14 protein-coding genes are annotated in these 13144 nt (G+C 46.9%); 12 read left to right on the top strand and 2 right to left on the bottom strand.

Translation table 11 applies throughout. The features are described from left to right. Positions 1-18 precede the first annotated feature (18 nt). Complete coding sequence (locus C1A02_RS03090; protein ID WP_101696723.1) at positions 19-849, bottom strand: histidinol-phosphatase HisJ family protein; 831 nt, start codon at positions 847-849, stop codon at positions 19-21. A 235-nt stretch (positions 850-1084) separates the two neighbouring features. Here C1A02_RS03090 and C1A02_RS03085 point away from each other — a divergent pair, with 235 nt between their 5' ends. From C1A02_RS03085 to C1A02_RS03035, 11 genes are all read left to right on the top strand, one after another. Beyond that, on the top strand, positions 1085-1354 hold the full coding sequence (locus tag C1A02_RS03085; protein WP_101696722.1) for an ACT domain-containing protein: 270 nt from the start codon (positions 1085-1087) through the stop codon (positions 1352-1354). Positions 1355-1429: 75 nt separating this feature from the next. Further along, positions 1430-2788, top strand: coding sequence for a PFL family protein (locus tag C1A02_RS03080; RefSeq protein WP_101696721.1), 1359 nt, complete (start codon positions 1430-1432; stop codon positions 2786-2788). A 187-nt stretch (positions 2789-2975) separates the two neighbouring features. Next, positions 2976-3287, top strand: a complete 312-nt coding sequence (locus C1A02_RS03075) for a hypothetical protein (RefSeq protein ID WP_101696720.1) — start codon at positions 2976-2978, stop codon at positions 3285-3287. 4 nt (positions 3288-3291) lie between these two features. Further along, positions 3292-4338 carry a V0D/AC39 family V-type ATPase subunit gene (locus C1A02_RS03070; protein WP_101696719.1) on the top strand — a complete coding sequence of 349 codons (1047 nt, stop codon included), beginning with the start codon at positions 3292-3294 and terminating at the stop codon, positions 4336-4338. Between the two features lie 18 nt (positions 4339-4356). Beyond that, positions 4357-6312 carry a V-type ATP synthase subunit I gene (locus C1A02_RS03065; RefSeq protein WP_243577893.1) on the top strand — a complete coding sequence of 652 codons (1956 nt, stop codon included), beginning with the start codon at positions 4357-4359 and terminating at the stop codon, positions 6310-6312. 41 nt (positions 6313-6353) lie between these two features. Next, positions 6354-6800: an ATP synthase subunit C gene (locus tag C1A02_RS03060; RefSeq protein WP_207204868.1), complete on the top strand. Its 447-nt coding sequence runs from the start codon at positions 6354-6356 to the stop codon at positions 6798-6800. Positions 6801-6827: 27 nt separating this feature from the next. Next, a complete protein-coding gene (locus C1A02_RS03055; RefSeq protein WP_101696718.1) occupies positions 6828-7136 on the top strand; it encodes a V-type ATP synthase subunit F in 309 nt (102 codons plus the stop codon). A gap of 30 nt (positions 7137-7166) precedes the next feature. Beyond that, positions 7167-7763 (top strand): V-type ATP synthase subunit E, encoded by a 597-nt coding sequence (locus C1A02_RS03050; RefSeq protein WP_101696717.1) that lies wholly within the window; start codon positions 7167-7169, stop codon positions 7761-7763. Positions 7764-7797: 34 nt separating this feature from the next. Then, a complete protein-coding gene (locus tag C1A02_RS03045) occupies positions 7798-9561 on the top strand; it encodes a V-type ATP synthase subunit A (protein WP_101696716.1) in 1764 nt (587 codons plus the stop codon). A gap of 31 nt (positions 9562-9592) precedes the next feature. Continuing rightward, complete coding sequence (locus C1A02_RS03040) at positions 9593-11026, top strand: V-type ATP synthase subunit B (protein WP_101696715.1); 1434 nt, start codon at positions 9593-9595, stop codon at positions 11024-11026. Between the two features lie 16 nt (positions 11027-11042). Beyond that, a complete protein-coding gene (locus C1A02_RS03035) occupies positions 11043-11657 on the top strand; it encodes a V-type ATP synthase subunit D (RefSeq protein WP_101696714.1) in 615 nt (204 codons plus the stop codon). 113 nt (positions 11658-11770) lie between these two features. Here the strand turns inward: C1A02_RS03035 and C1A02_RS03030 are convergent, their stop codons facing one another. Next, a complete protein-coding gene (locus tag C1A02_RS03030) occupies positions 11771-12763 on the bottom strand; it encodes an aldo/keto reductase (RefSeq protein ID WP_101696713.1) in 993 nt (330 codons plus the stop codon). A 143-nt stretch (positions 12764-12906) separates the two neighbouring features. Between C1A02_RS03030 and C1A02_RS03025 the strand changes: the two genes are divergently transcribed. Further along, positions 12907-13113 carry a DUF378 domain-containing protein gene (locus tag C1A02_RS03025; RefSeq protein WP_101696712.1) on the top strand — a complete coding sequence of 69 codons (207 nt, stop codon included), beginning with the start codon at positions 12907-12909 and terminating at the stop codon, positions 13111-13113. Positions 13114-13144 lie beyond the last annotated feature (31 nt).

Below are 13144 nucleotides of genomic sequence, written 5' to 3'. Positions count from 1 at the left end.
AGGGTTAGCCCTGAGCTGTTATTGGATTGGTAACAAGAGCGGTTCACGCCCGATATAAATTGTAAACTGATCAAAGCCGGCCTGCGAAAGCAAAGACATCCCTTCATTTAGGCCGGACGCAATATCGACCCAGCGGTGTGCATCGGATCCAATGGTCACATAGGTTCCCCCCAATTGGCGGAAACGTTTTAAAACTTTCAGCGGCGGAAGGGTCTGCCCCAGATTCTGCCGCAGGCCCGATGTATTGAGCTCCAGCGCTTTTTGATTCTGCGCCAGCAGACTGAGAATTTCATCTATTTTTTCCTGAAAATCCGGGTACGGTTCGGCATGAAGCCCTTTGTCCCCCACAATATAACGGTAAGGATAGGTCAGGTGGGCTAAAGAATCAAATCCGTTCCACCGAACCATTTCAAGAATTTCGTCAAAGTAACGGCTCAGCAGCGCAGGCACTTCTTCCTGCACATAGTCCAGAAAGTAAAAATCCTCCATACCCGCCAGATTGTGCAGGGAACCCAGCACAAAATCAAAATCACAGGCCGCTAAAATATCCTCTGCCGCTCTTAAATTCTGAACCGGCTGTCCCAATTCCACCCCGGCATACACCCTCATCCGGCTCTGAAATACCGCAGCTGCTTTCTTCGCCTCAAAATAAGACTGGCGCACGGAACGATCATACTGCTCTTCTTGATATACATTGCATTCGCAATGATCCGTCACAGTAACGGCATACAGTCCCTGCCTTTCCCCAGCTTCACACATCATAGTTACCGGATCTTCCGCATCGCGGGAGCAGTCACTGTGGATGTGGCAATCCGAAAGGTATTTGTACTGCAATTTTATTTCCTCCATTCCGCTTCCTATTTCTCTTATTTTGCAAGCTAACGTTTCTAATTTCAATTATATTAGCATAAAACAAGGAGAAAAGACAGTTTTTCCTTGAAATTTTTTCAATTTTGCAATATGGCGCTTATTCTATTTCATAAAATCCTGTAGATGTATAAAACACCTTGACAGACAGAAATTTCTATCTCATAATATAGGGCATCTAAATTGTTTTTTAAATCTGTTTTGAGGAGGCTGTTTAATGCGTGCTGTAATTACTGTGCTGGGCAAAGATATGGTCGGCATTCTTGCGCGTGTTTCTTCCATTTGTGCGGAACACGAAGTCAATGTCACCGAAGTTACCCAGTCTGTGCTTCAGGATTTATTCGCCATGATTATGATGGTGGATATCTCAAAATGCGCCATTCCTTTCAGCGAGCTTTCTGATCGTCTGACCGGGCTGGGGGAAGAAATGGGATTGACGATACATACCATGCATGAGGATATTTTTAATTCCATGCATCGAATTTAATCCACAGGGTTTCTTTTTTTCCGGAATTCCGGAACTAAGAGAACAAAATATTATAACATAGAGAGGAACTCTTTCATGATTAATTCCCGCGATATTCTGGAAACAATCAATATGATTGATAATGAAGATCTGGATGTGCGCACTATTACCATGGGAATTTCTTTGCTGGACTGCATCGATTCAGACCAAAAGTCTGCATGCGATAAAGTTTATGATAAAATTTGCCGTTACGCCTGCAATCTGGTGAAAACCGGCGAAGACATCAGCAAAGAATATGGGATTCCAATTATTAATAAGCGCATTTCTGTCACCCCAATCTCTATGATTGCGGCCGCGTGTCCCACCAAAAGCCCCGCTCATTTCGCTGCGGCTCTGGACCGTGCTGCAAAAGAGGTAGGGGTCAATTTTATAGGCGGTTATTCGGCTCTTGTCCACAAAGGATTTGGCCCGGGCGACTACGCATTGATTGAAAGCATCCCCGAAGTGCTCAGCAATACGGAATACGTCTGCTCTTCTGTCAATGTGGGAACCACCAAGGCAGGCATTAACATGGACGCTGTTGCCAAGATGGGGCGCGTCATTCGGGAATGTGCAGAAAAGACTGCCGATCGCGATTGTATCGGTGCTGCGAAATTAGTCGTATTTTGCAATGCACCCGAAGACAACCCCTTTATGGCGGGGGCGTTTCACGGGCCCGGCGAACCGGACTGCGTGATCAACGTGGGTGTTTCCGGCCCCGGAGTGGTGCGTGCGGCATTGGCCAAGGCCGGTGACTGCGACATTACTGCCATAGCCGATCTGATTAAAAAGACCGCATTTAAAATCACCCGGATGGGTCAGCTGGTGGCGCAGGAGGCTTCCCGCCGTCTGTTCGTTCCCTTCGGAATTGTAGATCTTTCTCTTGCCCCCACCCCGGCTGTAGGCGATTCTGTGGCTTATATTCTGGAGGAAATGGGCCTGGAGGCCTGCGGTGCTCATGGCACAACCGCAGCTTTGGCCCTTTTAAATGATGCTGTGAAAAAGGGCGGCACCATGGCTTCTTCTCATGTTGGGGGCCTTTCCGGTGCATTTATCCCTGTTACCGAGGATGCCGGAATGATTGAAGCGGCCCGGCGCGGTTCATTATCTCTCAACAAACTGGAAGCCATGACGGCTGTCTGCTCGGTTGGCCTTGACATGATAGCCATTCCCGGCGATACCCCGGCCGAGGTTATCTCTGGCATTATTGCCGACGAAGCTGCCATTGGAATGGTTAACAGTAAAACAACTGCTGTACGCCTGATTCCCGCCATTGGCAAAACCGTGGGCGAAGAACTGAACTTTGGCGGACTTTTGGGAGGCGGCCCTATAATGGAAGTAAATACTTACTCCCCCAAACGTTTTATTCAGCGCGGCGGACGCATTCCTGCACCGCTTCAGAGCCTGAAAAATTAGAACTTATAATTAATTTTATTAATATTGCATAAAATTAATTATAATTTTCATCAGATCATTATGTCACAAAAGGAATTTTTATCTCAAAATGAGTTGTATATTTATGACAAGAGAGCTATAATTGTGCATATGATTCATGAATATTTAAGTCTCTAATATATTTTATTATTGAGGAGGTGCGGTTGAAATGCAAGATATGCTGAAACAGATCATCGAAATGGATGAGCAGGCCAGGCAAATTACAGATGCCGCCCAGCGGGAAAAAGCAAACACAGAAAAGGAAATTCTGCAAAAGCGCGAAGATATTCGAACACAATATCTGACCCGGGCTCGTGCCAGAATTGAAAAAAACAGACCACTGGAAATGTCTGCTGCCGAAAAAGGCTGGCAGGTGAAAGAGCACAAATATCAGACTCTGTCGGAACAGTTGGATCAAAGTTATGCATCCAATGGCGACAAATGGGTCAATGCAATCGTAAAAAACGTGATAGGAGAGTGATTCTGTGCTTTCCACCCTTTCTTCTAATGTTGTATTAGCCAAAGCGCGCGCGATGTACGGACGCAGGCTGAAAGCCCAGCAGTATCAAGATCTGCTTAATTGCCACAGCGTGACAGAAATCGCCCGGTACTTGGCCAACAACACAGACTATGATAAGGTTTTGGCCGGAATCAATGACAGGGATATCTACCGTGGCCAGTTAGAAAACCGGCTAAAGCAAAAGCTCTTCGCGGATTCGGCTTCTCTTTGCCGATATGAATTATCTACCAGCGACGTGTTTGCCGTTTTCCTTCTGCAGCGAAACGAAGTGGGGCAGATTTTAAATGCTTTGCTTCACCTGAATGCCGACATGCCAAAAGAATATTTCTTTTCCATGCCGTCTACCCTGGCGATGCATTCCCATATCGATTTGGCGGGCTTGTCCAATGCTGAGGATTTTGATTCCATTTTGTCCGCCTTGTCACATACCCCATATAAAGCATTGCTGGATCCATTCCGGCCTTCCCAAGAACAGCCACTGAATTACACGGCTGCAGAAAATGCTTTATATACTTACTTGTACAGTAACCTGTATGACATTATCGAAAGCCACCCTTTGCGCAGTACAAAGCAAGATCTGAAGCAGCTGCTGGATCTTTACCTTGACTTGATGAATTTTGCCCGCATTGTCCGTCTGAAAACTCATTTTCAGGCCGGGCCGGACTATATTCGCAGCAATCTTTTGCCCTTCGGCTCCCTTCGCAGAGATCAGGTTGAAAAAATGATTCATGCGAAAGACGCCGAAGAAGTCAGAGAACTGCTGAAGAAAACAAAGCTTGGGAAACGAACCAGCAAAATTGAATACAATTTTGAGGATCAGCTGGCAGAACGCGCTTTATACCACGCCTGCAAGCACAGTATCCATTTTTCCGTCCACCCGCCTGTTGTAATGTTTTCTTACATTTTCTACACGCAGATTGAATTGATGGATATTACTAACATTGTGGAGGGAATACGTTACAAACTCCCGCCGGAAGAAATAAAGAAGCTGCTTGCTTTTTCTAATTTTTAACGAAAGGAGTGATTCTGTTTGGCTGTCCAAAAGATAAAAATGGCAAGCATTATTGGACGCATGAATGAACTGGATGAAGTGACAGTTCGTTGTGGTCAATCCGAGGTATTTCATCCGGACAACGTTCTTTCCTTTTACTCCGATACCGCCTCTTTTATCCCCATCAGCGAAGATAACCCATATTCCGCCCCTTTGCAAAGACTGGTGGAAAGCTGCGAAAAAATCCAGAAGCAACTGATGTTTCAGGGGAACCCCTGCTGCACGGCAGATGATTCTATGGATCGCGGTTTATTTGAGTATGTAACCCGTTTTTGCACTGTGGTAGAGGACTCGCTGGCACGTCAGGAGGAGCTTAAAAGGAAACTAGAAGAGCTAACGGCTGCAATACAGGATATTTCTCACTTTAAAGGCCTAGATCTAAAGCTGGAACAAATACACAACCGTTCGTTTATTAAAGTACGATTCGGCTGCATGGCAAAAGAAAGCTTTGACAAGCTAAGCCTTTACAATGACAACCCTTATGTAACTTTCTTCCCCAGCGCTCATGACGATTCACTGTATTGGGGCGTTTATTTTGCCCCCATCGATCAAGTGGAAGAAGTGGATCGCATTTTCTCCAGTTTATATTTCAAGCGTATTGACATCGGCAAGTACAGTGGCACCGCTGAAGAAACGCTCAACGAGCTGGAAGAAAACAAGCTGAATGTCACCGGGCAGTTAAAAGAACTGCAAACCAAGCTGGATGAGTATTGGGAACAGGAAAAAGAAGCCTGCCAACAAACATTTAACTCATTAAAAGAAAAAAGCATCTACTTTGGAATCCGTCATTATGGAGCCCGTTATCACGACAGCTTTGTTCTGACCGGCTGGATTCCCGAAACCAAGGAATCTGAGTTTAAAGAAAGCTTGGAACCCCTGGAAACGGTGGAGTATACATTTGAAAAGGCAGAGGCTCAATTAGATCACTCTCCCCCAGTTCATTTGAAAAACCCCAAACCGTTCCGTCCCTTTGAGTTTTTTGTGGAAATGTTCGGCCTTCCCTCTTACAACGAGGTGGATCCGACTATTTTCGTAGGAATTACTTATGTAATGCTGTTCGGCATCATGTTCGGCGACGTGGGTCAAGGACTTGTGGTTTCTTTGGTTGGCTTGTTCATGTGGAACAAACTTCGCATGAAACTGGGCAAAATTTTAATTCCCTGCGGAATTTCTTCCGCTTGCTTTGGCCTGATTTATGGCTCTGTGTTCGGGTTTGAACATGCTCTGGATCCGTTGTATCGGTCCCTTTTTGGGCTTCATGAGAAACCTGTGGAAGTAATGGAACCGGCAACCACCAATCTGATTATTTATCTGGCTATCGCCATCGGACTGTCACTGGTTATGGTTGCAATGCTGATTAACATTTATTCCAGTGTCAAAAAGAAACAGTATGGAAATGCCTTGTTTGGCCCCAATGGCCTGGCTGGGCTGGTCTTTTACGGTTCTTTGGTCTTTGGTTTTGGCGGAAAAATGGTGATGGGCTGGCAGTTGGTTACCCCCTTTTATGTGGTTTGCTTTATGATTGTTCCCTTGATTCTGATGTTCTTCCGGGAAATTCTAAGCGAAATTATGGAAGGAAAAAAACATTGGAAACCCGAAAGCTGGGGCGACTTTATCATGCAAAACTTCTTTGAAGTTTTCGAGTTCCTTCTCAGCTATGCCACCAACACCATGTCTTTCCTTCGTGTAGGCGCCTTCGTGCTGGTTCACGCCGGTATGATGATGGTGGTCTTTACTCTGGCGGAAATGTCCGCAGGAATCGGCTACGCTTTGATAGTCATCTTTGGCAACATTTTTGTTATGGTACTGGAAGCCCTTCTTGTGGGAATTCAGGTACTAAGGCTGGAATATTACGAAATGTTCAGCCGCTTCTTCGACGGCACGGGCCGTCCTTTCCATCCTGTATCCGCTCGCCAGGAACTCACCAAATCCTGACGCGGTAAATAAAAAAACATTATATTTTGGAGGCAAATCTTATGATGTACGTATTACTTGTATTACCCGTTGCGGCACTTATGGCGACTGTCTTCTTTAGTGTGAGAGCGGTCAAAAACGGCAAAAAAGCAAAAACAGCTGTAATTGGCCAACTGGCAGCATTCCTGCTCGTATGCGCAATTACCGTATCTGCTCCCATGGTAGCCAACGCTGTTTCGGAAGAACCCGAAGCCAACGCTACTACCACTTCTCAGGCAGCAGCTGCTGGTGATAACACCAAGGGCATGGGCCTGCTGGCCGCTGCTATCGTTACCAGCCTTGCCGGCATCGGCGGTGGTATTGCTGTTGCTGCTGCTGCTCCCGCTGCAATCGGTGCTACTGCAGAAGATCCCAAATCCTTTGGTAAGTCCCTGATTTTCGTTGCTTTGGGCGAAGGTATTGCTCTGTACGGTCTGCTGGTATCCATCCTGATTCTGAACAAGATTTAAGGCTCTTTTAAGAAAGCAGGTGCTGATATGCGCTTTTACTTAATCAGCGACAACACAGACACGCTGGTAGGAATGCGCCTTGCCGGGATTCCCGGCATTTTGGCGCACGATGTCGGTGAGGTTCGTGAGGCCTTGAACGATGCCATTGAAATGAAAGACGTTGCCGTTGTCTTAATGACCGAGCGTTTGGTTTCGATGTGCCCGGAATTGGTCTATGACTTAAAACTGAACCTGAAACGTCCTTTGATCGTTGAAATACCCGACCGTCACGGTAATGGCCGCACAAAAGATTCGATTACCCGCTATGTTCGCGAGGCAATCGGAGTAAAAATTTAAACCGCCAAGGCGGCGGAACGGGGGGTTACTATGGCTTCTAATGATGAAAAATTAAGTAAATTCAGTACCGCTATCAATCATTACGCTCAGGAACAGCGAGCTAAAATAGAACAGGAAATCGCCGAATACAAGAAAACAGAATTGGAAGAGGCAGAACGTCAGGTTCTACATGAAGCATATCAGCTGATCCAAAACGAAATGACTGCAATGCGGGACGAAATCACCCGGGAAATAGCGCACCGAGAAATGGATGCCCGAAAAGGACTGCTGGAAAAGCGCCAGAAAATTGCTGACGAAGTATTTGAAAAGGCCAAAGAACAGCTTTTGGCCTTTACCAGCTCAAAAGATTACCCCGGGCTTCTGCAAAAATTTGCAAAAAATTTGTCGGAGTTATTCCCTGAATCAGGTGCTATTCTTTGTGTTAAAAAAGAAGATCTGAAGTACGAAGATCTGCTAAAGCAGACCTTTGGAAAGGGTTGCGCTGTCAAAGCGGATAACGATATCCTGATTGGCGGTGTGCGCGCCTATCATGCCGACAAAGGCATTATGGCTGACGAAACACTGGACAGCATGCTGGAATCACAGCACGAATGGTTTGAAGAAACCTCTGGAATGGCTGTGATCTGAACCGTAATACCAATGATAACGGAGATGATTGAAGATGGAGAACCAAGATTTAATTTATGGTATTAACGGGCCAGTTGTAACAGTCAAAAACTCACGCAGCTTTTCCATGATGGAAATGGTGTTTGTCGGAAACGAGCGTTTGGTAGGTGAAATCATTGGCATTTCCGATCAGTTAACTACCATTCAGGTATATGAAGAAACCACCGGACTGCGTCCGGGCGAGCCGGTTTTCGGTACCGGCAGCCCCATGAATGTTACCTTAGGCCCAGGGATTTTGGATAATATTTTTGACGGAATCGAACGTCCGCTGAAAAAAATTGCGGATGATTCCGGATCCGTATTTATCTCACGCGGCAGCAACGTTCCCGCGCTTGACCCTGATCAGCTTTGGGATGTAACCATCACCGTAAAGGCTGGCGACGTATTAAAAGGCGGGGATATTTACGCGGAATGCCCTGAAACCAAAATCATACGCCACAGATGCCTTGTCCCTCCCACTGTGAGCGGCACTGTGACAAAGGTCAGCGAAAACGGAAAATACCGTTCCAACGATACGGTAGTGGAGCTGACCGACCAAAAGGGAAACATACACAAACTGACCCTGTGCCAAAGATGGCCAATCCGCACACCCCGCCCTGTGGCGGAGCGTTTGCAGCCCAAAATTCCGCTGGTAACCGGCCAACGTGTCATTGACACTTTGTTCCCTGTGGCCAAGGGCGGTACAGCCGCTATTCCCGGCGGTTTTGGAAGCGGCAAAACCATGACCCAGCATCAGCTGGCAAAATGGTGCGATGCGGATATTATTATCTATGTTGGATGCGGCGAACGCGGAAACGAGATGTCTCAGGTTCTGCAGGAATTCACAGAGCTGATTGACCCGAAGTCTGGCCGGCCTATGACCGACCGTACCACGCTGATTGCCAACACCTCTAACATGCCTGTGGCAGCCCGTGAAGCTTCTATTTACACCGGCATCACATTGGCAGAGTACTATCGTGACATGGGTTACCATGTGGCCATGATGGCTGACTCCACCTCTCGCTGGGCAGAAGCTCTTCGTGAAATTTCCGGACGTTTGGAAGAAATGCCTGCAGAAGAAGGCTTCCCGGCATACCTCCCCTCTCGTCTGGCAGAATTCTACGAGCGCGCCAGCTATACGAAAAACCTGAACGGAACCGACGGTTCCATTACAATTATCGGCGCGGTATCACCGGCAGGCGCAGACTTTTCTGAGCCTGTTACCCAAAATACCAAGCGCTTTACCCGCTGCTTCTGGGCTCTGGATAAAAGCCTTGCTTATGCCAGACACTACCCTGCAATTAACTGGATGACAAGCTACAGCGAATATTCCAACGATCTGCAGGATTGGTTTAATCAGAATGTTGGCCCGGAATTCCTGGATTACCGCAAGAAAATCAACAACATTTTGCAGGAAGAAAGCAAACTGATGGAAATTGTTAAGCTGATTGGTTCCGACGTTTTGCCGGATGACCAAAAGCTGGTAATTGAAATCGCGCGTCTTGTCCGCGTAGGCTTTTTGCAGCAGAACGCTTTCCACGCCGAAGACACTTTCGTTCCCTTGGAGAAGCAGAAGCTGATGATGAAAGTCATTTTGCATCTGTATCAAAAATCCAAGCAGCTGGTGTCAGCGGCCGTTCCAATCTCCAGCATATTGCAGTCGGGTCTGTTTGACAAGCTGGTGAAGATCAAGTACGACGTACCAAATGACAAGCTGGACTTGTTCGATGACTATATTGCAGAAATTGATAACACCGTGGCAGGAATCATCAACAACTGATTGACAGCCACGGAAAGAAGGCGGTTTTTTTATGATTCTTGATTATATTGGCGTCAAAGAAATAAACGGGTCGCTGATCGTGCTGGACGATGTGGAAAATGCCTCTTTTGAAGAAATCGTTGATATCCGCCTGGATAACGGCACAATTCGTCAGGGCAGAATCGTTCAGATGGACGGAAAGCGCGTGGTCATTCAGGTATTCGACGGTACCCGCGGAATCTCTTTGAATAACACCCGCACCCGTCTGCGCGGACGCCCCATGGAGATGCCCTTGTCGCCGGAAATCCTGGGCCGTGTATTTGACGGTTCTGGACGTCCTATCGACGGACTGGGCAACATCTTCCCGCAGAAGCGCATGAATATCAACGGCACCCCCATCAACCCGGTTTCCCGAGTATATCCGGTCAACTATATCAATACCGGTGTTTCCAGTATTGATACCCTGATGACCCTCATTCGCGGACAGAAGCTGCCGATTTTCTCTGGCTCCGGTATGTCCCACAACGAGCTGGCGGTTCAAATTGCCCGTCAGGCGAAAATCTCTGGTGCAGGCAGTGACAACTTTGCCATTGTGTTTGCGGCAATGGGTGTAAAGAACGACGTTGCGGAATATTTCCGCCGCTCTTTTGACGAATCAGGCGTATTGCAGAAGGTTGTTATGTTCGTTAATCTGGCCAATGACCCGATTATTGAACGTACCCTGACCCCTCGCTGCGCACTGACCACTGCGGAATACCTGGCATTTGAACTGAATATGCACATTCTGGTCATCATGACCGATATGACAGCTTATGCGGAAGCACTGCGCGAATTCAGCTCTTCCAAGGGTGAAATTCCCGGCAGAAAAGGCTTCCCCGGTTACCTTTATTCCGACTTTGCGTCTCTTTATGAGCGCGCCGGCATGGTAGAAGGAAAAACCGGTTCCGTTACCCAGATTCCGATTTTGACCATGCCTAACGATGACGTAACTCACCCGGTTCCTGACTTGACCGGCTATATTACAGAAGGTCAGATCGTTCTGGACCGCACACTGGACAGCACCGGCATTTACCCGCCGGTTGGCATTCTGCCTTCTTTGTCCCGTTTGATGAAAGACGGCATCGGCGAAGGCTTCACCCGTGGGGATCACTCTGCACTGTCTAACCAGCTGTTCGCTTCTTACGCCAAGGTAATGGATGCCCGTTCGCTGGCTTCTGTTATCGGTGAAGAAGAGCTTTCCCCGGTTGACAAACAGTACATTCAATTCGGCAAGCTGTTTGAGCAGCGGTTCTTGACCCAAAGAAGCAATGAAAACAGAACCATTGACCAAAGCTTGGATTTAGGCTGGAAGTTGTTATCCACTCTTCCCCGTGCAGAATTGGATCGTGTGGATGACGCGGTTCTGAATAAATTCTATAAGCCGGAGGATACCGCTGACCTGCAGAACGAACTGGAAAACACACTCAGCGAAAATACATCGGCTTAAGGTGAGGTGAGAAGCATTGGCGATTCAAATCGTACCAACCAAAGGCAATCTTCTTGCCACAAAAAAATCGCTTGCTCTGGCCCGTACAGGATTTGAGCTGTTAGACCGCAAGCGTAATATTCTGATTCGTGAAATGATGGCACTGATTGACCGTGCCAATGAAATTCAGGATAAAATCGACCAGACCTATGAGGAAGCGTATTCGGCCCTGAAAATGGCCAACGTTACTTTGGGTATTTGTGATAAGATTGCTGGCACCGTCCCTTATGACAACAATCTGAATGTGGCGTTCCGCAGTGTTATGGGTGTGGAAATTCCCATGGTTTCACTGGAACGCACACCGGTAACTCTCAGTTACGGGCTCATGGAAACCAACACCATGATGGACAATGCCTTTTTAAAATTCCGCGAGGTAAAATATATGACCGCGGAATTGGCCGAAGTGGAAAACAGCGTCTATCGTTTGGCAGATGCCGTTAAGAAAACACAAAAGCGGGCAAACGCACTGAAAAACATCATGATTCCCCGTTTTGAGCAGACCGTGAAATTCATCTCTGATGCCTTGGAAGAAAAGGACAGAGAAGAATTCTCTCGTCTGAAGGTCATCAAGAGGCAAAAGAATGCCGGTTGAGCCGAACAATAAAATGGTTTGAAAATCCCCTGCGAATTTAAATTCGCAGGGGATTTTTTATGTCTTTATTTGTTTTAAAATTCTTCTCTTTTTAAAAGATAGCGCAATCCAGACTAACTCTGGCTGGTGGTAATAATGGCATCGGCATCGCGGGTCATTCGATCCAAATCGGCTTTGTCCAAAATCAGATCGCCTGCTTTGGCGTTTTCCTCCACCTGCTCCAGTTTCCGGGCACCGCCCAGCACATTGATTTGCTCGCTGCGCGCTGCCGTCCAGGCAATCACCAGGTTGCCCATGGCACAACCGTACTTTTCGGTTAAATCAGACCAGCCATTCAGCATATCAATAACCAATTTTCGATTTTCTGCAATCCACCAGAACTTGTTTTCATGTACGGAACCTGCCGGAATCACATAATCCATCCTAATTTTCCCGGTCAAAAGACCTTGTTCCAGCGGAGAATAGGTCTGCAATGTAATTTGGTGTTCTTCACAGTATGGAAGTAATTCGGATTCAATCCGACGATCCACCATGCTGAATTTTTCCTGAATCACATCCAGCCTGCCATATTTTAAATATTCATCCAAATGCGCCGTGTTCACATTGGATGCGCCAATAACCCGGATTTTCCCTTCCTGCTTCATTTTCAGCAGTTCTGTCATAGTTTCTTCAATGGAGGCTCCGCCTTTTCTGGCTTGCCAGTGGGTATAGTAAATATCGATGTAATCCGTTTGCAAACGGCGCAGGCTGTCTTCTAAGTCCTGCCGAATGGACTGCGCAGATAAATTGCGGTACACTTCGTGCCCATCACGGGAAAAAGAATCGCTTCCCTGCTGATTGCGCCACTGAAGCCCGCATTTGGTGGATAAAATCGCGCGGCTGCGACGATCTTTGAGCGCTTTACCGACCACCTCTTCACTGTGCCCAAACCCATAAACCGGGGCGGTATCAATCCACGTAAGGCCCTTGTCCAACGCGCTGTGAATGGTTTTTATCGACAGTTCATCGTCATTTTCGCCCCACCAGCTGCCGCCGCCAATTGCCCATGCGCCCAAGGACAAAATGCCGGCTTCTAAATCGGATTGTCCGATTTTTCTTGTTTTCATTGCCCATCATCCTTTCTGTGGGTATTATTCTTTATTGTACGCTATATTTCCTATAGAATCAATGTAAATCCTCAAAATCGTATATTTACATGATTATTGACGACACTAAAAAAGCAAATTATTTAAGAAAGGAAAATGCTTTTATGTTGGATACCCTTGCTTTTATTATTCTGATTATCGGGGGAATCAATTGGGGTTCCATCGGCGTCTTTCAGTTTGATATTGTGGCTTGGCTTTTTCAGGGGCAGGCAGATATTATCAGCCGAATCATTTACACTTTGGTGGGGCTGTCTGCCGTTTGGTGCATTTCTCTTCTGTTTCGAGACAATGAAATTGTCAATAAAAAATAGCGGCAGAGAAATTTTCTCCGCCGCTATTGTA

This window comes from Clostridium minihomine (assembly GCF_900240385.1).
Lineage (GTDB): Bacteria > Bacillota > Clostridia > Oscillospirales > Acutalibacteraceae > Faecalispora > Faecalispora minihomine.
This window is presented reverse-complemented; position numbering and strand designations above follow the sequence as displayed.

Coding starts and splice junctions, on each gene's coding strand:
- C1A02_RS03030 (WP_101696713.1), bottom strand. CDS start 12,763: ATGAAAACAAGAAAAATCGGACAATCCGATTTAGAAGCCGGCATTTTG.
- C1A02_RS03040 (WP_101696715.1), top strand. CDS start 9,593: ATGATTCTTGATTATATTGGCGTCAAAGAAATAAACGGGTCGCTGATC.
- C1A02_RS03075 (WP_101696720.1), top strand. CDS start 2,976: ATGCAAGATATGCTGAAACAGATCATCGAAATGGATGAGCAGGCCAGG.
- C1A02_RS03090 (WP_101696723.1), bottom strand. CDS start 849: ATGGAGGAAATAAAATTGCAGTACAAATACCTTTCGGATTGCCACATC.
- C1A02_RS03045 (WP_101696716.1), top strand. CDS start 7,798: ATGGAGAACCAAGATTTAATTTATGGTATTAACGGGCCAGTTGTAACA.
- C1A02_RS03085 (WP_101696722.1), top strand. CDS start 1,085: ATGCGTGCTGTAATTACTGTGCTGGGCAAAGATATGGTCGGCATTCTT.
- C1A02_RS03055 (WP_101696718.1), top strand. CDS start 6,828: ATGCGCTTTTACTTAATCAGCGACAACACAGACACGCTGGTAGGAATG.
- C1A02_RS03050 (WP_101696717.1), top strand. CDS start 7,167: ATGGCTTCTAATGATGAAAAATTAAGTAAATTCAGTACCGCTATCAAT.
- C1A02_RS03025 (WP_101696712.1), top strand. CDS start 12,907: ATGTTGGATACCCTTGCTTTTATTATTCTGATTATCGGGGGAATCAAT.
- C1A02_RS03080 (WP_101696721.1), top strand. CDS start 1,430: ATGATTAATTCCCGCGATATTCTGGAAACAATCAATATGATTGATAAT.
- C1A02_RS03060 (WP_207204868.1), top strand. CDS start 6,354: ATGATGTACGTATTACTTGTATTACCCGTTGCGGCACTTATGGCGACT.